This is a genomic window from Streptomyces sp. NBC_00569, assembly GCF_036345255.1.
GTDB lineage: Bacteria > Actinomycetota > Actinomycetes > Streptomycetales > Streptomycetaceae > Streptomyces.
On record NZ_CP107783.1, the window covers coordinates 4210975 to 4230704 of the forward strand.

Sequence of the window (19730 nt, forward strand, 5' to 3'; positions counted from 1 at the left end):
GGCAGTCCCCGAGGGCGAAAGCCTACCGCTGTGAGGCGTCTTCCTCATTGTGGGGTGTCTGTGCTCCGATGCTGTGGGCTGTCGGTGCTCTGACGTAGCTTCGTACCCATGAACGACACGTCTTCCTACCGCGCCGCCGCGGACCGCTACGACTCTATGGAGTACCGGCGCACCGGCCGCAGCGGTCTCAAGCTGCCCGCGATCTCGCTCGGCCTGTGGCACAACTTCGGTGACGACCGCACCCTCGACTCGCAGCGGGAGATCCTCCGCCGCGCTTTTGACATCGGTGTCACCCACTTCGACCTGGCGAACAACTACGGGCCGCCCGCCGGCTCCGCCGAGCTGAACTTCGGCAAGATGTTCGCCCAGGACTTCGCCCCGTACCGGGATGAGCTGGTCATTTCGACCAAGGCGGGTTATCTCATGCACCCTGGTCCGTACGGGGAGTGGGGCAGCCGCAAGTACCTGCTGTCGTCCCTCGACGCGTCCCTGTCCCGGATGGGCCTCGACTACGTCGACATCTTCTACTCCCACCGCTTCGACCCGGACACCCCGCTCGAGGAGACGATGGGCGCGCTCGCGTCCGCCGTGCAGCAGGGCAAGGCGCTGTACGTGGGTGTGTCCTCGTACAACAGCGAGCAGACCGCCGAGGCGGCGCGCCTGCTGAAGGAGATGGGTGTCCCCGCGCTCATCCACCAGCCCTCGTACTCGATGATCAACCGCTGGACCGAGGACGACGGCCTGCTCGACACGCTGGAGACGGCCGGGATGGGCTGCATCTCCTTCGTGCCGCTCGCGCAGGGCCTGCTCACGGACAAGTACCTGAAGGGCATCCCGGAGGGGTCGCGCGCCACGCAGGGCAAGTCCCTCGACCCGGGCCTCGCGGGCGACTCCGAGGTCATCCGCCGGCTGAACGGCCTGAACGACATCGCCCAGCGCCGCGGCCAGTCCCTCGCGCAGCTCGCGCTCAACTGGGTGCTGCGGGACGAGCGGATGACGTCGGCCCTGATCGGCGCCTCCAGCGTCCGGCAGCTCGAGGAGAACGTGGCGGCGCTGGCGGGCCCGAAGCTCACCGACGAAGAGCTGTCCGAAATCGACTCGTTCGCGGTGTCGACCCCGGGCACGAACATCTGGGCCGGGCGGAGCTGATCCCACCCGTTCCGATCCGCGGGCCGCGGCCCTCGCGCCAGGACACTCCCTAGGCGCCGGGGGTACGCGGCCTGCGGAACCACGCGCCCGTGCTCGCCTGGCCGAGCAGGACGACCATGACGACCGCTCCGACCAGCGCGATGGGCCCACCGATGTTGCCGCGCATCGTTGCGCTCAGGCCGAGCAGGATCTGCACGCTCGCGATGACGATCGACGTGACGCGCAGCCCACGCCCCGCCTTCCCGTAGAAGCAGGCGAGGACCAGCAGCACGACACCGAGGATGTTCCCGCCGAACGCGGCGCCGGCGGCCCGCGCCCCCTCCGTCACGCCGACCGCCACGGAGGCGAGGAGTGCGAGGCCGACCATCACGTACGTGGTCGTCCGGGCGGCGTGGAGCGAGGGCGGCATGCTCAGGGGTGGCGCGGGGGACTGCGGGTTCGTCCCGTACGGTCCGGTCGCGTTGTAGGGGCCGGGGATGTAGGGGACGGGAGTGCCGCGCTGACCCGGGCCTCCGGACGGGGCGGGAGCGGTGGGCGACGCCTGGTGCGGAAAGTCGTTCGGCATGCCGGGGACTCTAATCGCGGCGCCGCGCCCCGGGGGCGCACGCGCGCGGCCCGGTCGGAGACAAAAAAACGGGCCGGTCCGTGGGGGGGAGACGGACCGGCCCGAGGGGGGGGTTCCACCATAACCCTTCGTAAGTGTTGGTGGGTGCATCAGCGCGCCACAACTACTCTCCGAAGTCACCCGACGACGGCTGGACGTCTGTTTCCGGCCGGTTCGGGCGGGGTTTCGCAACGGTTTTCCCGGCTTGCGGCCCACCCGTGGCGTCCCTCGCACGGGTTAGTCGGGCCAGGGACGCGCACTTGACGCCACAGCGGCCCCGAAGGTTGGCTGCGCCCCCATGGCGACCTTCACCGTGCCGGGACTCGGGGCCGAACTGCCGCTGGAAATCGCGGAGTCGGGACCGGCGCGGCGACGCGGCCTCCTCGGCCGGGACGGGGTGAACGGCGCGCTCCTGCTGACGTCGTCGTCGAGCGTCCACACCGTGGGGATGCGCTTCGTCATGGATGTGGCGTATCTGGACCGGCGCGGCACGGTGCTCGCCGTGCGGACGATGCGGCCGGGGCGGATCGGACTCCCCCGACTGCGCGCCCGGTGCGTCCTGGAGTCCGAGGCGGGGGCGATGGCGCGGTGGGGGGTACGGCGGGGCGTGCGGGTGACGATCCTGGGGCGGTGAGGGCGTCTCGCGTCTCGCGTCTCGCGTCTCGCGTCTCGCGTCTCGCGGGACGGTCCGGTGATCGCGGGAGGTCCGGTGACCGTGGCGCGCGAGGTCCGGTGACCGTGGACGAGGGGAAGGCACGCGGCACCGCGCAGCCCCCTCCACTGCACGGTGCCGCCGCGCAGCTTTGCTCACGCGAATTACCTTGGTCTGAACCTACGTGACGGTGACACGTGTCGCGAGCCATGGTCGATAACGATGCGGAATCGGTTGGAAGACGGGCTTCCGGAAGAGGCCCGGCGAACTCCTCCCCCTTGCACACCAATTGCCGTGAATCACCCGGAGACCGGCTTGCGGGCCTCGATCAGGTGGCGGGTGCTGTGGGCGACGAACGGCCCTTCCTTCGCGATCCGTTCATGCAGCTCAAAAAGTCGCGGCCGGTACGCATCGACGGTGAAGCCCGGGACCATCCAGATCACCTTGCGCAGGAAGTGGACGACGGCCCCGACGTCGTAGAACTCGATACGCAGACGTTCCGCGCGCAGGTCGACGACATCGAGGCCGGCCGCCTCCGCCTCGGCGCGCTCGCCCTCCGGGTCACGGCCGTTCCTGACCTCTTCCGGCTGCGGGCCGAGGAAGAACTCGACGACCTCGAAGACGCTGCTCGGGCCGACGTGCTGCGCGAAGTACGTACCGCCGGGCGTCAGCACCCGGGCGATCTCGGCGAACGGGGCCTTCACCGGGTGGCGGCTGGTCACCAGGTCGAACGTGCCGTCGGCGAACGGCAGCGGCGCGTCCTCCGGCGAGGCGACGACCACGACACCGCGCGGGGCGAGCAGCGCCGAGGCCTTGGCGACGTTGGGCGGCCAGCCCTCGGTGGCGGCGATCAGCGGGGGCAGCTTCGGGGCGGAGGCGAGTACCTCGCCGCCGCCGGTCTGGAGGTCGAGCCCGGCCGAGGCCCGGCCCATGCGCTCGCCCATGGCACGCGCGTACCCCCAGGAGGGCCGCTCCTCGGTGGCCCGGCCCTCGAACCACGAGAAGTCCCAGCCCTCCACGGGGGCGGCGGCCGCCTCCGCGAGGAGCTCGTCGAAGGGGCGGCCGGCGTGGGTGGGGGGTGTGCTCATGGAGCCATGTTCGCAGCGGCGTTCCCTCGTCGGCACGTGCTTTTTGTACGGACCGCGCGGCAGGGGGCGTTGTCGGCGGGCGCTGCTACGTTCCCCGGCATGGGAATCCACGTGCCCTACACCGGGGGCGAGAAGGAAAGTCTGCTGGCGGCTCTGGACCGGCACCGCGACGTGGTGCTCTGGAAGCTGGAGGGTCTCGACGAGGAGCAGGTACGGAGGCCGATGTCGCCCTCGGGGAACAGCCTCCTCGGCCTGGTCAAGCACCTGGCGTCGGTCGAGTACGGCTGGTTCTGCGAGACGTTCGGACGGCCGGTGGAGCCGCTGTGGTTCGACGCGGAGACGGACGAGGACCTGCGGGTGGGTCCCGAGGAGTCGACGGAGAGCATCACCGCGTTCTACGGCCGGGCGCGGGCCGCGGCCGACACCGTGATCGCCGAGGTCGGGCTCGAGGAGACCGGCACGTCGTGGGACGGCAGGAAGGTGTCGATGCGGTGGGTTCTCATCCACATGCTGGAGGAGACGTCCCGGCACGCGGGCCACATCGACATCCTGCGGGAACTGATCGACGGCGCGGCGGGGGATCACCAGGCGACGCCGAAGCGATGACGATCGGGTGCCGACCGCTGGAACGCGGGGAGACAGGCGCGCGAACGTCACGCGCCGACCGCTGGAACGCGGGGAGACGGGCGCGCGAACGTCACGCGCCGACCGCTGGAACGCGGGGAGACAGGCGCTCGAACGTCACGCGCCGACCGCTGGAACGCGGGGAGACGGGCGCGCGAACGTCACGCGCCGACCGCTGGAACGCGGGGAGACGGGCGCGCGAACGTCACGCGCCGACCGCTGGATCAGGGGGAGGCGGGCGCGTGAACGTCGTGGGCCGGTCGATGACTTGCCGGGCGAGGGCCGCGTGGCCGACGCCGAGGTCTGACCGAACTCCCGCCCGGTTCGCGGAGCCTGCCCCGCTGAAGCGGGCGGGGGAGGTCACGTCCGCCCGGCCTCGGCCTACGGGGGTTCTCCACGTACCCTGGGCGGATCCGCTCCGGGCACCGCTGCCCGACACAGGTAACGGCACCGTCCGTCCCGCGCCGAAATGCGAGCACATGTCCGATCGTTCCCTCCGCTCCGTTCGTTCTGCCCGTTCAGCGATAGCGGCCTGGCTCACCCGCCTCTACTTCGCCCGGCTCCGGAAGAAGGGCGGCCTCGACCTCTCCGTCCTCTCGAAGCTGCCCGACGCGGCGCTCCTTCCGCTGCGCCGCGAGGGCCTCGACCCGGTGGCCGAGATCGGCGAGCTCCGCGACCGGGAGCCCGTCAGCAGGCTGCCCATCCCCGGCATGACGGTCTGGCTGGTCACCGGCTACGACGAGGCGAAGGCGGTACTGGGCCACGGGTCCGCCTTCAGCAACGACTTCCGCAACCTGGTCGGCAACACCGGTGTCACCGACGACCAGAACCCGGGCGGACTCGGCTTCACCGACCCGCCGGACCACACCCGACTGCGGAAGATGCTGACGCCGGAGTTCACGATGCGCCGGCTCTCCCGGCTCACGCCCCGGATCCACGCCATCGTCGAGGAGCGCCTCGCCGACCTCGCGAAGGCGGCGGACGGCGACGGTCCCGTGGACCTCGTCGAGCACTTCGCGATGCCGGTGCCCGCGCTGGTGATCTGCGAACTGCTCGGCGTCCCCTATGAGGACCGGGACGACTTCCAGCAGTTCTCCGTGGCCCGCTTCGACGTGTTCGGCGGCGCGGGCGCGTCGTTCAGCGCCGTGTCGCAGTCCCTCGACTACCTGCGCGGGATCGTCGCCGAGCAGCGCCGCAACCCGGGCGACGGCCTCCTCGGCATGCTCGTACGCGAATACGGCGACTCCATCACGGACGAGGAGCTCACAGGCCTCGCCGACGGCGTCCTCACCGGCGGCCTGGAGACCACCGCGAGCATGCTGGCGCTCGGCACGCTCATCCTGCTCCAGAACCCCGAGCACTTCACCGCGCTGCGCGACGCGGAGGACCCGGAGGCCGTCGCCGCGCCCTTCGTCGACGAGTTGCTGCGCCATCTGACCGTCGTCCAGACCGCGTTCCCGCGCTTCGCGCGCGAGGACGTCGAGATAGGCGGGGTCCAGATATCCGGCGGGGACATTGTCCTCGTCTCCCTCAGCGCCGCCGACCGCGACGCACGCCTCGGCGAGGACATGGACCGTTTCGACCCGTCCCGCCAGGTGACCGGCTCCCACCTCGCGTTCGGCTACGGCATCCACCGCTGCATCGGCGCGGAACTCGGCAAGATGGAACTCCGCGCGGCCTTCCCCCAGCTGGTCCGCCGCTTCCCGGAGTTGAAGCTCGCCGTCGAGCCCCGGGACCTGGAGTTCCGCAAGCTGTCGATCGTGTACGGGGTGGACTCGCTGCCGGTCCGGCTCGGCTGACGCCCGCCTCGCCAGGGGTATTACTGGCCCGTATCGGCCGAACCGTCCGAGCCGCCCGAATCATCCGAGCCGCCCGAGTCGGTGGCCGCCCCCCTCGGGAACGACACCTCCACCCGGCGGTTCTTCTTGCGGCCCTCTTCACTGTTGTTGTCGGCGATCGGGTAGTCCTCGCTGTAGCCGCGCACCGCGAACGTGATGTCCTGGTCCTGCGAACCGAGGGATGCCGCCAGTTCGTCGTGCACGGCCTCCGCGCGCTTCTTCGAGAGCGTCAGCCCGTGGGCGTACGACCCGAGGTCGTCCGTGAAGCCGAAGACGCGGACGTTCGTGGCCTTCTGCGCCTTGATCTCGTCGGCGATGGCCTGGATCCGGGACTTGGCGTCCGGATGCAGCTTGGAACTGTCCTTCTGGAACAGCACCTCCGCCTGGAGCGCGAACTTCACGTCCTGATTGGTGTCCTCGCGCCGCTCGTCGCCGGACAGGTCCTCGACGACGGACTTGATGTCGAGCACCTGGGCCGGCGCGAGCGTGGCGCCGTCGGCGAGCTTCAGCCCCGGACTGTTGGCGTCGACGTCCGGCGGCGGCGAGGTGGTCGTACTCCCCGGAGGAGCGCCTGACGGCTCCGGATCATCGGCGCAGGCACTGCCACCGAGGCTTCCGCCGAGGGTGATCAGGGCGACGGTGGTGAGGGCGGCGAGGCGATGGGTGAGGGGCATGGGGTCACTCGCCCTCGGAGATTTCTACGGGGGCGGGGGGCATCGTCGGCACTTGGAGCTGAACCTTCGTGGTGCCTTCGGGAGGCGCGGGGAACTGGGCGAACCAGTCGATGGTGCCGCCTTGCGGTACTCCCCCTTGGAATTTCGTGCAGAGGCAACGCCCGGAGGTGTCACGGAGGATGAGGTACTTCTTCTTGCCCACCTCATCGACGAGACTCGCTCCGGCCAAGGACCCGCCGTTCTTCTTGAGTTCCGTCTCGTCGCTGATCCACTCAGCACCGATCCAGCGTCCGTCGGTGCCGTTCGTCACCTTGCCGCTGACTGTGACGAAGCCGCCTCCGTCACGTGATGCCTGGGTAACGGTGAGAGTAATGCCGTTGCTCTTCACCTCGGCGAGAGTCTTGTCTGTCGGCGTCGTCGGCGAATCGCCTTCCTGCTTCTCGCCGCCGTCCTGCTTAGCAGGTGCCGACGATGAGGTCCCCTTACCGGAATTTCCGTCATCACCCCCGCCACAACCGGCCGCAGAGAGGACCAGCCCAGCCGTGATCGCTACCGCGGTCAGTACCTTTCGGCCCTTCATTGCGTTCCCTCTCGTCGTTCGCTCATCAGTCGGCCAAGTGCACGGAGAACAGGACGGATGCATCAGGGAGATCGCCCGGAGTGAAGTCGCCCGGGTCGATCTCGAAGTCCTCACCGCCGTCGCAGTGGAAGGCCACGTCCTTCTTCGGGTCTGAGTCGGGATCGGCCTCACAACGTGGCTCGATGACCGCTGTGGCCTCCGCGTTGGCATGCTTGGACTCGGTCCCTGGAATGATGGATTCGCCCACTGTGTACTGAGTCCGAATCTCCACCTTGTAGCCCGGATACCCGTTGACGGTCTTGGGTTGGACAGCCCCCAGCACTGTGGAATCGTTCTCCGCCGCCAGCTGCTCGGCAGCCATCTGGGCGCCATCTCCGGTGAATCCCTCGCCGGCCAACCAGTCGAGCCAGCCGTCCCCGTCGCTTATGCCCAGCCCGAGGCCGTCGATCAACTCCTCCCGGCTGTCCTGCGCCGCAGCCAAAGCAGCCGCATCAGCGGCCGACTGGGCTCCGTTGCGAGCGGATGCAGCCTGAGCGAAGGCGAAGAAAGCGAACGCAGCGAAGAGCAGAATCCCCGTCAGCCATATATAGATCGGGAGTGTCTGCCCTGAATCGCTCCGCAGCCGACGAGCGATCAACCTCCGCCGATGACGTCGTCGACCGCGTTGCCGATGGCCTGGGAGATCCGACCGTTCAAACCGAGCTGATCGATCAACGTATAGATCCCCGCAATCAGAATCATCAGCCCCGCATACTCCACGAACCCCGCCCCGGAATCCCGTTCCCGCCCGCGGACGCGGTCCCCCACCGTCACGGTCCACTTCACCCACACCCCGAGTACGCGTTCCTTCAGCACGGTTTCCCCTTCGCTCCCGCACGACTTCGCCGCCCCGAACCTCCCGGGCACCATACGCAACGTACGGGAACTGCAACCCTCTGTGCCGCGTTTCGCGCATTAACGGTGCACGCTTGACCGGAAGTTGGTCGCTTCCTGTCATGCCCTTCACCGCCCGTCGTACGCCACCACGACCCCACCCAGGTCGCGGGCGGCCTTCGCGCCGAGGGTGGTGTCGCAGAGGTTGACGGTCCAGTTCCCCGCGGTGACCAGCTCGGCGGGGACGCCCCGGTACTTGATCGCCTCACGCAGCGCGGCGTCACGGCGGGCGTGGGTCGGGTGCAGGGTCAGGACCGCGCAGTCGGTGGAGCCCGAACCCAGCTTTCCGGTCTCGCACTTGATGCTTCCGGTGCTGGTCGTCTCCCGCTGGAAACAGCCCACCGACGCGGCCAGGTCGTCCGCCAGGTCGTCGGCCTTCTTGTAGGTGGGGGTGGAAGGGATGTCCGGGAGCGGGTACTCGGCCGTCTTCGTCCCCTTGCCCTTCGCGTCCAGGACCACCGCGTGCAGGGCCTTCGCGATCGCCGGGGCGGACGGCGGGTCCATGACGCGGATGTACCAGTTCCCGGCCGCGACCAGCGTCTGCGCGTACGCGCCCGTGCGCCGGGACTCGATCGACGTACCGATCTCCGACTTCGACACGACGTCGGGGTCGAAGACGGAGATCTCGTTCTCGACCCTCACCCCGTCGACCGTAGCGACGCAGTCCGCCGTGGAGCTGCCGTCGTAGTCCCGGGCGCGCAGGGTCTGGCAGTCGATTCCCGCCCGGTCCAACGCCCGTACGACCGCCTTCGCCGTGGTGTACGTCGGCTTGGACGGCACGTCGGCCGGGATCGCCGCACCCGGCGGCTCCGGGCGGGATTCGAAGCGCCCGCAGGCAGTGAGCGCGGTCAGTGCCAGGCAGGCGCCCGCCGCCGACACAGGCCTCTTCCTCATCGGTCGGCCCAAGCCGCTCCGCACGACATGCGATCCCCCCCGTCAGAAGTCGCCGCAGTTGCCGAATTCGCAACTGCCAACTAATCGCTCACCCCACTCTAACCAGACGATGCCTCACACCGCAGTCCCTCAACGTCCCAGAATCGAACCGAAGTTGGACCCTGAGCCCAGGAACATGCCCGTCGCGATCAGGATCATCGTGGCCGGGAGCATGAAGACGAGGGTGACCATCGTGGCCTTCGGAATCGTCTTCGCGGCCCGGCGGCGGGAGTTCTGGGCGTCTGTGCGCCGCATGTCCGTGGCGATCTGGATGAGGGTCTCGGCGATGGGCGAGCCGAGTTCCTCGCCCTGCTGGAGCGCGGAGACGAACTGGGCGACCTGTTCGGAAGCGTTGCGCCGGCGCAGCTCGTCGAACGCCTGGCGCCGGCTGACGCCCATGTCCATTTGCCGGAGCGTAATGCGCAACTCGTCGGCCCACGGCCCCTCGTACTTCTCGGCAACCCGGTCGAGCGCCTGCCGGAAGCCCAGGCCGGCGCTGACGACGACGGCGAGTACGTCGAGGAAGTCGGGGAGCGTACGGTCGATGACCTCTTTGCGCTCGCGTGTGGCCTGCCAGATCAGACCGTCCGCGGCGAGGAGGCCGAACGCGAGGGTGAGGGCGGCGAACAGCGTCTGGCCGTTGGTGAGGAAGACCAGGCCGAGGACGACGCCGAAGATCCCGTAGACCGCGCGGCGGGCGGCGTAACGGTCGATGGTGAGGCCGCCCGGGTTCCCCGCCATGTCGATCCTGCGGCGTTTCGAGGTGACGCGTCGGGGACCCATGGCCCGGAGGACGAGGGGGGCGAAGCGCATACCGAGTCGGTCGACCGCGGATCCGGCGGCGGACACGCGCGTGGCGCCGACCTCGAGGGCGATGGCCAGGTCGCCGGGAAGCTTGGCCTCGGCGCGGTACATGCGGATGCCCAGGAAGATCCCGAGGACGGCGAGGCCCATCGCGAGGGCGAGCAGCAGCCCGATCAGACCCGTGCTCATGACCTGCCTCGCTCGGCGTCGGCCGGATGACGGACGCCCATGTCAGACCTCGATCTTCCCGAGCCGGCGGATCACGAAGAACCCGATCCCGTACAGGCCGAGCGAGACGAGGATCAGCGCCTGGCCGACCGGCGATCCCGTCACTCTGGCCAGCGCGCCCTCGTTCGACGAGTTGATCAGGAGCAGCGAGCCGAGGCCGAGGAGCGGCACGGTGAACGCGGTCGCGTTGACCTCGGAGAGCATCGTGCGGATCTCGCGCCGGGTCTCCTTGCGGTCCTCCAGGGTCTGGGTGAGGTTCCGCAGGGACGACACGACCGAGCCGCCCGCCTTGTTGGCGAGGACGAGCGTCGTGACCAGGACGACGAGTTCGCGGGAGGGGAGGCGTTCGGCGAGCTCGCCGAGGGTGTCGTCGATGGTCCGGCCGAGCGCGAGCTGGTCGGCGACCATGGACAGCTCCTCGCCCGCGGGCGCCTCCAGCTCCTCCGCGGCCATCGCGAGGGACGTACGCAGGGCGAGCCCGGCGGCAGTGGCGTTGGCCAGAAGGCGGGCCACGTCCGGGAGTTGGTTGATGAACGCCTCGATGCGTTTCTGCCGCTGCCAGTTGAGGAAGATGACCGCGCTCCACACGCCGACCAGCCCCGCGATCGGCCCGAAGAAGGGCGCGAGGGCAGCTGACGCGATCAGCCAGAGGGCGACGACCACGGCGAGTACGTACGTGAAGAACTCCCCCGCGGTCAGGTCCAGCCCCGTCGCGGACAGGCGCAGATGGATGGCGCGGCCGAGCCGGGTGCGACGCAGCCTGCGGTCGACGGTGGCGAAGCGGCGTACGCGACCGGAGGCGCCGCTGTACGGCCCGGCGCCCGAGAGGCCGTCGAGCCGGTCGACGAGGGCCTGTCGCTGCGCGCGCCCCGACGCGTACGCATGGACGCCGGCGACGGCGAGCGCGCAGGTCAGGATGGTGGCGCCGAGGGCGATGAGGGCGGGGTCGCTCATGAACCGCCACCCTCGACGGCGGGTCGCTCGGTCCTCATCCGATGGCCTCCCTCGTGTTGCGTCCGTCGATGCCGTCCAGCACGCCGAACGCCGGCGGGATCGGCTCGTTCGCGACGTACAGGCGCTCGGCCACGCGGCGCGGCAGCGGCAGATGCTCGAAGCTGCCGCGCACGCGGTGGTCGTGGCCGAGCGGGTGCGGCACGAAGCGGGAGACCGTCGAGATCCTGAACTGCTCGCGGCCGTGCGAGACCAGCAGGGCGATCTCGGTGACCTTGCGCGAGCCGTCGGCGTGCCGGGTGAGCTGGACGAGGACGTCGACAGCCGAGTTGATCTGGTCCTTGAGCGCCTCGAACGGGATCTGCACCTCGGACATGGACCCGAGGGTCTGCAGGCGCATGAGGGCGTCCTCGGCGGCGTTCGCGTGGACGGTGGCGAGCGAGCCGTCGTGGCCGGTCGACATGGCCTGCAGCATGTCGAGGGTCTCGCCGCCCCGGACCTCGCCGACGATGATGCGGTCGGGGCGCATGCGCAGGGAGTTGCGGACCAGGTCGCGGATGGTGATCTGGCCCTTGCCCTCGACGTTCGGGGGCCGCGATTCGAGGCGGATCACATGGTCCTGCTGGAGCTGGAGCTCCGCCGAGTCCTCGATGGTGATGATGCGCTCGTGGGGCGGGATGAGGCCGGAGAGCGCGTTGAGGAGGGTGGTCTTCCCGGAGCCCGTACCGCCGCTCACGATGACGTTGAAGCGGGCGCGGACGAACGCGGACAGCAGCATCAGCATCTGCTCGTCGAGCGAGCCGAGGCCGATCAGCTCGGGCAGGGTGTAGGCGCGCGGGAAGCGGCGGATCGTGAGGGTGGCGCCGGTGAGGGACAGCGGCGGGATGATCACGTTGACGCGCTCGCCGGTGGGCAGGCGGGCGTCGACCATCGGGTTCGACTCGTCGACGCGCCGGTTCACCGTGGAGACGATGCGCTCGATGGTCTGCATGAGCTGTTCCTGCGAGGCGAAGCGCAGAGGGAGCTGCTCCACGCGCCCGGCACGTTCCACGAAGATCGCGTCCGGGCCGTTGACCATGATCTCGGTGATGGACGCGTCGGCGAGAAGGGGTTCCAGCACGCCGAGCCCGAGCGCCTCGTCGACGACGCGGCGGACCAGCTGGCTGCGTTCGGAGGAGGAGAGGACCGGGCCCTCGCGGCTGATGATGTGGCCGAGGACGCGTTCGAGACGGACCCGCCGGTCGGCCGCCGCGAGGGACGACATCTCGGCCAGGTCGATCTCCTCCAGGAGCTTCGCGCGGTAGACGGCGACGAGGCCGTCGTCGCGGGAAGGACCGGGCTCCTCGCGGACCGTCACCCTTGATCGCAGGCTCATGTGTCGGCTCAACCCCCTTCCGGGTCACGGTCGTTCGGCATGGTGGCGGTGCGCCGTACGTCCCACCGGTCGTCCAGGAACGGGACGAGGACCGGGACGTGCACGGTGACGGTGGCGGTGGTCGTGTCGCCGCCTCCGCCTCCGGCGTCGACGTCCGCGTCGAGCCAGCCGCTCATCGCGGCCTGCCCGGCGCCGGTGCCGTCGCCGCCCTGCGACTGCACGCGGGCGGCGGCCCGGGCGCCGGAACCGGCCTGGTTCGCGCTGTAGCCGACGAGGCCGAGCTGGATGGCCGCCATGCCGATGAGGAGGAGGAAGGGCAGGAACCCGGCGAACTCGAGGATGGAGACGCCTCGGTCGTCGGTGCGCAGGCTGCGGCGGGGGCCGTTCTCCGTGCGCGGGCGCCGGGCGCCGTCGATTCCCGTCCGAGCCCGCCGCCCGTGCCCGCGCCGGAGACGTCCCTCGGCGCCCAGGAGCCGGCGCGTCACGGCGTGACCCCCTGGTCGTCCTCCCTCGCGGCGCCCGCCTCACCCTTGACGGTCCACCCGGCGTCGATCCCGGGGAAGAACACCGGCACCTCCAGCCGCACGGTCGCCTTCATCACCGATCCGTCGGGCCCGCAGGTGATGGCGGCGCCCTGCCACGCGCCGGGCAGGTTCTTCTCGCCCGCGGTCTGGCACGCGCCCGCCGTGTCGCCGCTCCCGGCCTCGGCGGAGGTCGCGGCCCTGGCCGCCTCGTCAGCCGCGTTCCCGGCGAGCGAGTACGTGTACCCGTACAGAACGCACTGCCACAGCAGGCCCATCACCACGAGCAGCAGCGGGAACATGCCCGCGAACTCCAGGGTGACCGCACCCTTGTCGCCGCCGCGGCGGCGGGCGCGGCGGCCGGGTTCCTGCGCGGCGGCGTCGACCAGGCCGAGCTCGCCCGCGAGCCCCCACAGCGCCTGCTTCACCGTCGACCGACTGTCGAGGTCCTGCATACGGCCCGCGTCGACCGCGCCCTGAAGCTCCTTGAACCCGGCGGGCACGCTGGCACGCGCGACCCGGGTGCCCGTCACACGCTCCACGAGCGACGCGGTGATCTCGGATCCGCGCGCGTGGCGGTTGATGACGGTGACGGTCTCCTCGGCCTTGCGGATCTGGAGGCGGTCCCACATACGGATCATGCGCTTCGCGGCGCGTACGGCGACGACGTCGGGCGTCACCAGCAGGATTGCCTGGTCGGCGAGTTCGACGGCCGCCGCGTTCGCGGACCCCATCTGCGTACCGCAGTCGATGACCACGAGGTCGTAGCGGCTGCGCAGCGCCTGCACGACCTGGCGGGCCACGCGGTCGGTGACCTCCTCGCCGCGCTCGCCGTCGGACGGCGCGAGCAGGAGGCCGAGGCCGGTCTCGTGGGTGAAGACGGCGTCCTGGAGGACGCGCGGGGTGATGTCGTGGATGGCGGCGAGGTCGGCGACCGAGCGGCGGAACTGGACGTCGAGGTACGACGCGACGTCACCGGACTGCAGGTCGAGGTCGAGGAGCGCGACCGAGCGGCCCGACGCCTGTGCGGCGAGGGCGAGTTGGACGGCGGTGACGGTGGCGCCGACGCCGCCCTTAGCGCCGGTGACGGTGACGACGCGGCCGCCGGACGCGCCGGCAGTGATCGCCAGCTCGCCGCCGGTGCCGAGGTGTCTGCGCATGCCGCCAGACCAGGACGCGGCGGCCTGCACGCGCTCGGCGAGCGCGTCGTACCCGAGGGGGAACCCGACGATGCCGCGCGCGCCCGAGTCCATCGCGGCGGTGAGCAGCGCGGGGCTGGTGTCGGCGGTGGCGAGGACGACGCCGACGGCCGGGAAGCGCAGGACGAGGTCCCGGATCAGTTCCAGGGCGGGGACGGGCCCGATCCGCTCGTGGACGAGGACGACCTCGGGCAGCTCGTCGAGCGACTCGGCGGCGAGCCGGGCGAGGGTGTCGAGGAGAGCGGTGGAGTCGGCGACGGGCGGCGCGGGCTCGGCATCGGGCAGCTGCCCGAGCAGCGTGACCAGGGACCGGGCGGCGTCCAGGTCTCCCACCGCGGGAAGAATACGGATGCTCACAGTGCGGCTCGCCTCCTCTCTGAGTCTATTTGTCGGCTTTGCCGGTCTACTTGTCGCTGGACTGCTTGTCACTGCTCTGCTTGTCGCCGGCCTACTTGTCCTCGTCGAGGGTGTACGAACGGTCGCCCGGCGGGACGGCCGCGTCGCTGCCGGCGGCGACGAGGGCGAGCCGGACGTGGGTCGCGAACGACTCCGCGTACGCGACGCGCTGCGCGTCGGCGGGATCGAGGGCGAAGGTGATCGGCACCGCCTCGCCCTGGCGGCGCCGGCCGTTGTCGCCGCCCTGCTCGTCGATGGGCGTGAGCTTGCCGACGTCCATGACCTCCGCGTTCTCGACGATGACCTTGGACTGGTCCTTGGCCTTCTCGTTGGCGGCCTTGAAGGTGGCGTAGATGTTGACCTTCGACCCGGGCGTGATCTTCCCGGCGACCCCGGTCTCGGCGTCGATCATGATGGCGATCTCCTGCTGTCCGTCCCTGAGCTGGGGCCGGGCGACGATCATGTCGGTCTGGAGCAGGGAGCCCTTCTTCAGCGTCGTGACGGCGATCTTGCCGCGGATCTGACTGAGGCTGGTCACGGCGGTCTTCGACAGCCACCGCTCGGGCATCTCGACCTTCTCGAACCGGTCGGCGGTCAGCTCCTTGTAGGGCGCGACATCGTCCTTCAGCCGGTACGCCGCGACTTCCGGGCCCACCTTCGAGTTCACGTCGCGGATCACCGAGAGCACCCCGGCGAAGGCGCCGACGGCGCACAGGGCCGAGATGACCAGCAGGATGACGCCGCGACGCTGACGTGAGTTCATGGACCGGACTACCTCGTGGGGATCTCGTCGGGGATCTCGGTGGGGAACGCGTTGTGGATCTGGATGCGGATCTGGTGGTGGATCTCGTTGCGGATCAAGGAGTCAAGGGCGGGCGGCGGGTGGCAGGGCGGCGCGGGCCGGGCCGGTGACGGGGGCCAGTGCGGCAGCGGCAGCGAGGCCGGTGGCGGGTGCGAGGGCGCTGCCGCGTCCGCCCGGTGGTTTCGCGGCCGGGGCGGGCGGATCGGCGAGCGGCGCGGCGCAGAAGCCGCAGCGGTCACCGATGAGTTCGAGTCCGCACCAGTGGCACGCCTCGCGCCGGACGGACGAGACGAGCTGGTAGAGCACGGAGATGTCGGGGATGGCGGCCGCGAACTCGGCCAGCCTTCCGGGGTTTCCGGGCTTCCCGGTGGCCCACCAGCGCCCGGATTCGGCGGGCAGCCTGGTCTCGACGGCGCCCTGCACCTGCCAGGCGGGCGCCAGCGTGCCGGTGATCCAGTCGGTGGGCTGCTGCCCGGCGGCGTAGTACATACGGGTACCGAAGGCGGGTCCGCTCAGCCGGGGCGGCTCCGGTCCGGTGAGCCGTACGAGTTCGGGCTGCGGGGTGGCGAGTACGGCGAACTGGGCGCCCGGCATCCACGACTTGGCGTGCGAGGTGAGGCTGACGGGGACGCGGTCGAGCCGGGCGACGGAGCCGAGCACGGCCCCCGCGTAGATGTAGTGGGCGAGGAGCCGCGCGGCGGAGGCGAGCACGCCCGGGCTGAAGTCGCACATGGTCAACTGCCGCAGCTGGAGCACGAGCACGGCGAGCCCGAGCGGCGGGAGCTCCGGCCGCAGGATGGCGATCCGGTCGCTTTCCAGCACGGAACGCACAGCGTGCAGCCGGTGAACGACCAGGTCCGGTACGGAAGCCGGGCACAGGGCGATCACATAGCCGTGGTGTTCGATCAGGGTGTGCATCTCGACGATCGCGCGGTCGAGGTCGTACGACTCCGCCCTGCCGCCCCTGTCCTCGGCGGAGTGGAGCACGGCGGCGGACGGCGTATGCCGGTCGGCCGCGGCGAGGACCAGGTCAGGGCTGGTCACTGCTATCGCGGTCGGCACGCTCGCACACCCCCCGGTCTCTGTGCACTCCTGTCTCAGCACCATATCCGCGCATTGCCCACTCAACACCCAACTTCCCGGTGTTCACCGGGAGGTTGCCCGGGCGACCGGCGCGGCTCGGCCAGGAACCAGTAATTCCAGAGGTCTTGACAACCCAAATGGTCTGGACCAGTTTATAGAACCAACAACTGCCCCTCCCCCCACATCTGAACCGGAGGCAGCAATGGCACGTGCGACGACAGAACCCGCGCGGAAGCGTTCATTCCTGGCGGCGGCGCTGACCACTCTGGCCCTGGCCCTGACCGGCACGGCGACGGCCACCGCGGACCCCGCCGGGGCGGCCGCGGCGCCCCCGGCCCACGCCGTCACCGGCTACTGGCAGAACTTCGACAATGGCGCGACGGTCCAGAAGCTCAGCGACGTACCCGGCGACTACGACATCATCGCGGTGGCGTTCGCCGACGCGACGACGACACCGGGCGCGGTCGACTTCACGCTCGACTCGGCGGGTCTCGGCGGCTATACGGAGGCCGCGTTCAAGGCGGACATCAAGGCGAAGCAGGCGGCCGGCAAGTCGGTCGTCATCTCGATAGGCGGCCAGAACGGCACGGTCTCCATCAATGACTCGACGTCCGCGACGAACTTCGCGAACTCGGTCTCCTCGCTGATGCAGGAATACGGCTTCAACGGTGTCGACATCGACCTCGAGAACGGCCTGAATTCGACATACATGTCGCAGGCGCTGAAATCCATTGCCGCAAAGGCGGGTTCGGACTTCGTCCTGACGATGGCGCCGCAGACGATAGACATGCAGTCGACGTCGAACGAGTACTTCAAGACCGCACTCGCCGTGAAGGACATTCTCACGGTCGTCAACATGCAGTACTACAACAGCGGTTCGATGCTCGGCTGCGACGGCAAGGTCTACAGCCAGGGTTCGGTCGACTTCCTGACCGCGCTCGCCTGCATCCAGCTGGAGGGCGGCCTGGCCCCGTCCCAGGTAGGCCTGGGTGTCCCGGCCTCCACGAGCGCGGCGGGCAGCGGCTACGTGTCCCCGTCCGTGGTCAACGCGGCCCTGGACTGCCTGACCAAGGGCACGAACTGCGGCTCCTTCAAACCGTCGAAGACGTACCCGGGCCTGCGCGGCGCGATGACATGGTCGACGAACTGGGACGCGTCGACGGGCAACGGCTGGTCATCGACGGTGGGCCCCCACGTACACAGCCTCTGACTCCGACCCCCACCCCTGCCCCCGCCCCTGCCCCCCTTCCCCTCGACGCCCGTAATCCCCCCTCAAAATCCGCAGCGCCGCCGCTCCCCCGGCGGCGCTGCCGTGTGCCGGGAGCGGGTCGCCGTATTTACTCCGACTGCTTTTCGGACCGACAGAACCCCTTCCACCCCAAGACGAGCCTTCTCGACGGCACGAAGAAGAACGACTCGACGACCGTCGCCGTGCCCCGGAGCGATGTACCCGACCAGAGTTCCTACCGAGACAACACGGCCTGCGAAGCGCCGACGAAAGCCCAGGGCGACCGGTCGTACCAGGAGCAGCCGGCCATGGCCGGCTCCTGGCGTGACCCGATGGCGTGGCCGCGTAGTGCCTGGCGGAGCGGCGGTCGGTAGCCGGCCCCGTTCCGGCAGAATCGCGGCACGGGTGCGTGTCACGTAGGCGCACTGGGGTGGGAGGGTTCGTTGTGAAGAAAGTTGTCGGCGGGGTTGTGGTGGGGGCCGTCGTTGTCGGGGCCGGGCTGTGGGGTGTTCTTGGGCCGAGCGGCGCTCGCGAGGCTCGGGCCGCGTCGCCGGCCGCCTTCAAGCTGTGGGCCGCGGCCGCCCATGCCGCCGTCACGCATGAGGGCGGCACCGCCACCTTCAACCAGCGCAACGGTGACGGAGTCTCCGGCGCTCACCAGCTCGGCCTGCGCAACGGCGGCCACGCCACCATCCGTATCCGCGATCTCGACCAGACCCCCGAGAAAGCCACGATGATCGAAGGCCGTACGTACTCACTGACCTTCGCCTGCGCCGGTTCGGGCAAGTTCACCGTCCATGCTGTCGGTGCGAAGGCCTTGCGCCGGGACATGTACTGCACGCCCACCAAGAAGATCGAGACGGTCAGCCTCAATCATCTTGAGGGCAGTTACGCGGGCGGGCACCGGTGGGACGGGAGCATGGACCTGACCATCACCACCCATGGCGTACAGGGCGTCCTTTCCTGGCACGCCGCCCAGATGTTCATCCCGAGCTGACAGCGCCCGGCCCGCCGCACTCCCTCTGCCCGGGCCGCAGTCAGCGGAAGAGATCCCGGGCTCGGCGCGTGATCTCGTCCGGGGTCAGGTCCTCCAGATGCGTGAGGAAGACCCAGACGTGCCCGAAGGGGTCTCGCAGTATGGCTGTGCGGTCGCCGTGGAACTGGTCGGCCGGCGACTGCAGCAGCTTCGCACCGGCCGCCACGGCCCGCCGTGCGAGCGCATCGACGTCGTCGACGAAGACGTGCAGCCCCACGGTGGTTCCGCCGGCGGCGGTCGGTGCGCGGAACAACGGCCCCTCCGCGTCACCCAGCATGATCGTCGACCCTGCGACGCCGACCTCCGCATGCACGACTCGACCGTCCGGGCCGTCGATACGGAACAGCTCTACAGCTCCGAACGCTTCGGCGTAGAAGTCGATCGCGGCAGCGGCGCCGTCGATCATGATGTGGGCGACCACGGCGTTGCGGTAGGCCTCGGGAACGGGGCTCGTGGGCATGGGAACTGCCTCCTCGGTCGGCTTCTGCGGTCACCATGAACGTAGAAGCTGAACCTCGCTTGAGGTCAAGAGCCGCCCGCGGCACCGTACGCATTCACCGTGCTCGTGCGCGGCAGCGTCGCCCACATGCGCGTACCGCCTCCCGGCTCGCGGGCCGGGCCGAATCCCCAGTCACCCCCACAAGTACGGGTGACGCGGGCCAGCAGACGCAGCGCCGCCCGGCGTCGGGCCTCGCAGGCCGCGGCGACCCGCACGTTCTCGTGGCACGGGTGGCTGTCGTACGTGATCAGACGCAACGCGTCCTCGCGATAGCGCAGCGATACGTAGATCTCGGGCGAGGCGGTGAATTGGCAGGCTGTGGCAGCCATTTCGGCGATTGCCAGGAGCGCCGCGTCCAGGATGTCGCGCAGGCCGTGCGCCGCGAGCATCGTGCGGGTCGCGGCACGGGCCATCGCGGGTGACGTGAGGGTGGACGGGAGCGTGAGGCTGTAGGTGAGGTTTTCGGGCGTGGGGGCCGTGCGCTCCGCGTGCGTGGGGCAGGCGGAGAGGGTGACCGGCATGGCGAACTCCCT

General features: G+C 70.0%; 22 protein-coding genes. 6 read left to right on the forward strand and 16 right to left on the reverse strand.

Annotated elements, in window-relative coordinates:
* Positions 1-108: 108 nt before the first annotated feature.
* On the forward strand, positions 109-1149 hold the full coding sequence (mgrA, locus tag OHO83_RS18775) for an L-glyceraldehyde 3-phosphate reductase (RefSeq protein WP_116510475.1): 1041 nt from the start codon (positions 109-111) through the stop codon (positions 1147-1149).
* Between the two features lie 49 nt (positions 1150-1198).
* Here mgrA and OHO83_RS18780 read toward each other — a convergent pair whose 3' ends face one another.
* Positions 1199-1714 (reverse strand): hypothetical protein, encoded by a 516-nt coding sequence (locus tag OHO83_RS18780; protein ID WP_266673709.1) that lies wholly within the window; start codon positions 1712-1714, stop codon positions 1199-1201.
* A gap of 337 nt (positions 1715-2051) precedes the next feature.
* Here OHO83_RS18780 and OHO83_RS18785 point away from each other — a divergent pair, with 337 nt between their 5' ends.
* A complete protein-coding gene (locus tag OHO83_RS18785) occupies positions 2052-2387 on the forward strand; it encodes a DUF192 domain-containing protein (RefSeq protein WP_266673708.1) in 336 nt (111 codons plus the stop codon).
* Between the two features lie 317 nt (positions 2388-2704).
* Here the strand turns inward: OHO83_RS18785 and OHO83_RS18790 are convergent, their stop codons facing one another.
* The gene (locus OHO83_RS18790; protein ID WP_266673707.1) at positions 2705-3493 is read right to left on the reverse strand and encodes a class I SAM-dependent methyltransferase; all 789 of its coding nucleotides are present in this window, start codon (positions 3491-3493) and stop codon (positions 2705-2707) included.
* Positions 3494-3592: 99 nt separating this feature from the next.
* On the opposite strand from OHO83_RS18790, the gene OHO83_RS18795 reads away from it, so the two are divergent.
* Both OHO83_RS18795 and OHO83_RS18800 read left to right on the forward strand, forming a co-directional pair.
* Positions 3593-4099: a DinB family protein gene (locus OHO83_RS18795; protein WP_266673704.1), complete on the forward strand. Its 507-nt coding sequence runs from the start codon at positions 3593-3595 to the stop codon at positions 4097-4099.
* Positions 4100-4596: 497 nt separating this feature from the next.
* Complete coding sequence (locus OHO83_RS18800; protein WP_266673702.1) at positions 4597-5916, forward strand: cytochrome P450; 1320 nt, start codon at positions 4597-4599, stop codon at positions 5914-5916.
* Positions 5917-5936: 20 nt separating this feature from the next.
* Here OHO83_RS18800 and OHO83_RS18805 read toward each other — a convergent pair whose 3' ends face one another.
* The 12 genes from OHO83_RS18805 to OHO83_RS18860 all read right to left on the reverse strand — a co-directional run bounded on the left by OHO83_RS18805 (position 5937) and on the right by OHO83_RS18860 (position 16458).
* On the reverse strand, positions 5937-6629 hold the full coding sequence (locus OHO83_RS18805; protein ID WP_266673700.1) for an OmpA family protein: 693 nt from the start codon (positions 6627-6629) through the stop codon (positions 5937-5939).
* A 4-nt stretch (positions 6630-6633) separates the two neighbouring features.
* Positions 6634-7209: a hypothetical protein gene (locus tag OHO83_RS18810; protein WP_266673698.1), complete on the reverse strand. Its 576-nt coding sequence runs from the start codon at positions 7207-7209 to the stop codon at positions 6634-6636.
* Between the two features lie 25 nt (positions 7210-7234).
* Complete coding sequence (locus OHO83_RS18815; protein ID WP_323186914.1) at positions 7235-7846, reverse strand: pilus assembly protein TadG-related protein; 612 nt, start codon at positions 7844-7846, stop codon at positions 7235-7237.
* Positions 7843-8034, reverse strand: a complete 192-nt coding sequence (locus tag OHO83_RS18820; protein ID WP_376227698.1) for a hypothetical protein — start codon at positions 8032-8034, stop codon at positions 7843-7845. Before OHO83_RS18820 ends, OHO83_RS18815 begins: the two co-directional genes overlap by 4 nt.
* A gap of 177 nt (positions 8035-8211) precedes the next feature.
* Positions 8212-9036 (reverse strand): hypothetical protein, encoded by an 825-nt coding sequence (locus OHO83_RS18825; protein WP_266673696.1) that lies wholly within the window; start codon positions 9034-9036, stop codon positions 8212-8214.
* A 129-nt stretch (positions 9037-9165) separates the two neighbouring features.
* Positions 9166-10068, reverse strand: coding sequence for a DUF5936 domain-containing protein (locus tag OHO83_RS18830; protein ID WP_266673694.1), 903 nt, complete (start codon positions 10066-10068; stop codon positions 9166-9168).
* Positions 10069-10110: 42 nt separating this feature from the next.
* Positions 10111-11061, reverse strand: a complete 951-nt coding sequence (locus tag OHO83_RS18835; RefSeq protein WP_266673692.1) for a type II secretion system F family protein — start codon at positions 11059-11061, stop codon at positions 10111-10113.
* Between the two features lie 34 nt (positions 11062-11095).
* Positions 11096-12433 (reverse strand): CpaF family protein, encoded by a 1338-nt coding sequence (locus tag OHO83_RS18840; protein WP_266673690.1) that lies wholly within the window; start codon positions 12431-12433, stop codon positions 11096-11098.
* Between the two features lie 8 nt (positions 12434-12441).
* Entirely contained in the window at positions 12442-12849 is a 408-nt protein-coding gene (locus tag OHO83_RS18845) for a TadE/TadG family type IV pilus assembly protein (protein WP_329437750.1), read from the reverse strand.
* A gap of 65 nt (positions 12850-12914) precedes the next feature.
* Positions 12915-14510 (reverse strand): AAA family ATPase, encoded by a 1596-nt coding sequence (locus OHO83_RS18850; protein WP_266673688.1) that lies wholly within the window; start codon positions 14508-14510, stop codon positions 12915-12917.
* Between the two features lie 91 nt (positions 14511-14601).
* Positions 14602-15312: a Flp pilus assembly protein CpaB gene (cpaB, locus tag OHO83_RS18855; RefSeq protein ID WP_100598201.1), complete on the reverse strand. Its 711-nt coding sequence runs from the start codon at positions 15310-15312 to the stop codon at positions 14602-14604.
* A gap of 102 nt (positions 15313-15414) precedes the next feature.
* Positions 15415-16458: a hypothetical protein gene (locus OHO83_RS18860; RefSeq protein ID WP_405635433.1), complete on the reverse strand. Its 1044-nt coding sequence runs from the start codon at positions 16456-16458 to the stop codon at positions 15415-15417.
* Between the two features lie 178 nt (positions 16459-16636).
* Here OHO83_RS18860 and OHO83_RS18865 point away from each other — a divergent pair, with 178 nt between their 5' ends.
* Both OHO83_RS18865 and OHO83_RS18870 read left to right on the forward strand, forming a co-directional pair.
* Positions 16637-17644: a chitinase gene (locus tag OHO83_RS18865; RefSeq protein ID WP_330279637.1), complete on the forward strand. Its 1008-nt coding sequence runs from the start codon at positions 16637-16639 to the stop codon at positions 17642-17644.
* Positions 17645-18107: 463 nt separating this feature from the next.
* The gene (locus tag OHO83_RS18870; protein WP_330279638.1) at positions 18108-18659 is read left to right on the forward strand and encodes a hypothetical protein; all 552 of its coding nucleotides are present in this window, start codon (positions 18108-18110) and stop codon (positions 18657-18659) included.
* A 40-nt stretch (positions 18660-18699) separates the two neighbouring features.
* Here the strand turns inward: OHO83_RS18870 and OHO83_RS18875 are convergent, their stop codons facing one another.
* Both OHO83_RS18875 and OHO83_RS18880 read right to left on the reverse strand, forming a co-directional pair.
* Positions 18700-19158, reverse strand: coding sequence for a VOC family protein (locus tag OHO83_RS18875; protein ID WP_266673680.1), 459 nt, complete (start codon positions 19156-19158; stop codon positions 18700-18702).
* 65 nt (positions 19159-19223) lie between these two features.
* Entirely contained in the window at positions 19224-19718 is a 495-nt protein-coding gene (locus OHO83_RS18880) for an ATP-binding protein (protein WP_330279639.1), read from the reverse strand.
* Between the last annotated feature and the right edge of the window lie 12 nt (positions 19719-19730).

Coding starts and splice junctions, on each gene's coding strand:
- mgrA (WP_116510475.1), top strand. CDS start 109: ATGAACGACACGTCTTCCTACCGCGCCGCCGCGGACCGCTACGACTCT.
- OHO83_RS18780 (WP_266673709.1), bottom strand. CDS start 1,714: ATGCCGAACGACTTTCCGCACCAGGCGTCGCCCACCGCTCCCGCCCCG.
- OHO83_RS18785 (WP_266673708.1), top strand. CDS start 2,052: ATGGCGACCTTCACCGTGCCGGGACTCGGGGCCGAACTGCCGCTGGAA.
- OHO83_RS18790 (WP_266673707.1), bottom strand. CDS start 3,493: ATGAGCACACCCCCCACCCACGCCGGCCGCCCCTTCGACGAGCTCCTC.
- OHO83_RS18795 (WP_266673704.1), top strand. CDS start 3,593: ATGGGAATCCACGTGCCCTACACCGGGGGCGAGAAGGAAAGTCTGCTG.
- OHO83_RS18800 (WP_266673702.1), top strand. CDS start 4,597: ATGTCCGATCGTTCCCTCCGCTCCGTTCGTTCTGCCCGTTCAGCGATA.
- OHO83_RS18805 (WP_266673700.1), bottom strand. CDS start 6,629: ATGCCCCTCACCCATCGCCTCGCCGCCCTCACCACCGTCGCCCTGATC.
- OHO83_RS18810 (WP_266673698.1), bottom strand. CDS start 7,209: ATGAAGGGCCGAAAGGTACTGACCGCGGTAGCGATCACGGCTGGGCTG.
- OHO83_RS18825 (WP_266673696.1), bottom strand. CDS start 9,036: ATGAGGAAGAGGCCTGTGTCGGCGGCGGGCGCCTGCCTGGCACTGACC.
- OHO83_RS18830 (WP_266673694.1), bottom strand. CDS start 10,068: ATGAGCACGGGTCTGATCGGGCTGCTGCTCGCCCTCGCGATGGGCCTC.
- OHO83_RS18835 (WP_266673692.1), bottom strand. CDS start 11,061: ATGAGCGACCCCGCCCTCATCGCCCTCGGCGCCACCATCCTGACCTGC.
- OHO83_RS18840 (WP_266673690.1), bottom strand. CDS start 12,433: ATGAGCCTGCGATCAAGGGTGACGGTCCGCGAGGAGCCCGGTCCTTCC.
- cpaB (WP_100598201.1), bottom strand. CDS start 15,312: ATGAACTCACGTCAGCGTCGCGGCGTCATCCTGCTGGTCATCTCGGCC.
- OHO83_RS18860 (WP_405635433.1), bottom strand. CDS start 16,458: ATGGTGCTGAGACAGGAGTGCACAGAGACCGGGGGGTGTGCGAGCGTG.
- OHO83_RS18865 (WP_330279637.1), top strand. CDS start 16,637: ATGGCACGTGCGACGACAGAACCCGCGCGGAAGCGTTCATTCCTGGCG.
- OHO83_RS18875 (WP_266673680.1), bottom strand. CDS start 19,158: ATGCCCACGAGCCCCGTTCCCGAGGCCTACCGCAACGCCGTGGTCGCC.
- OHO83_RS18880 (WP_330279639.1), bottom strand. CDS start 19,718: ATGCCGGTCACCCTCTCCGCCTGCCCCACGCACGCGGAGCGCACGGCC.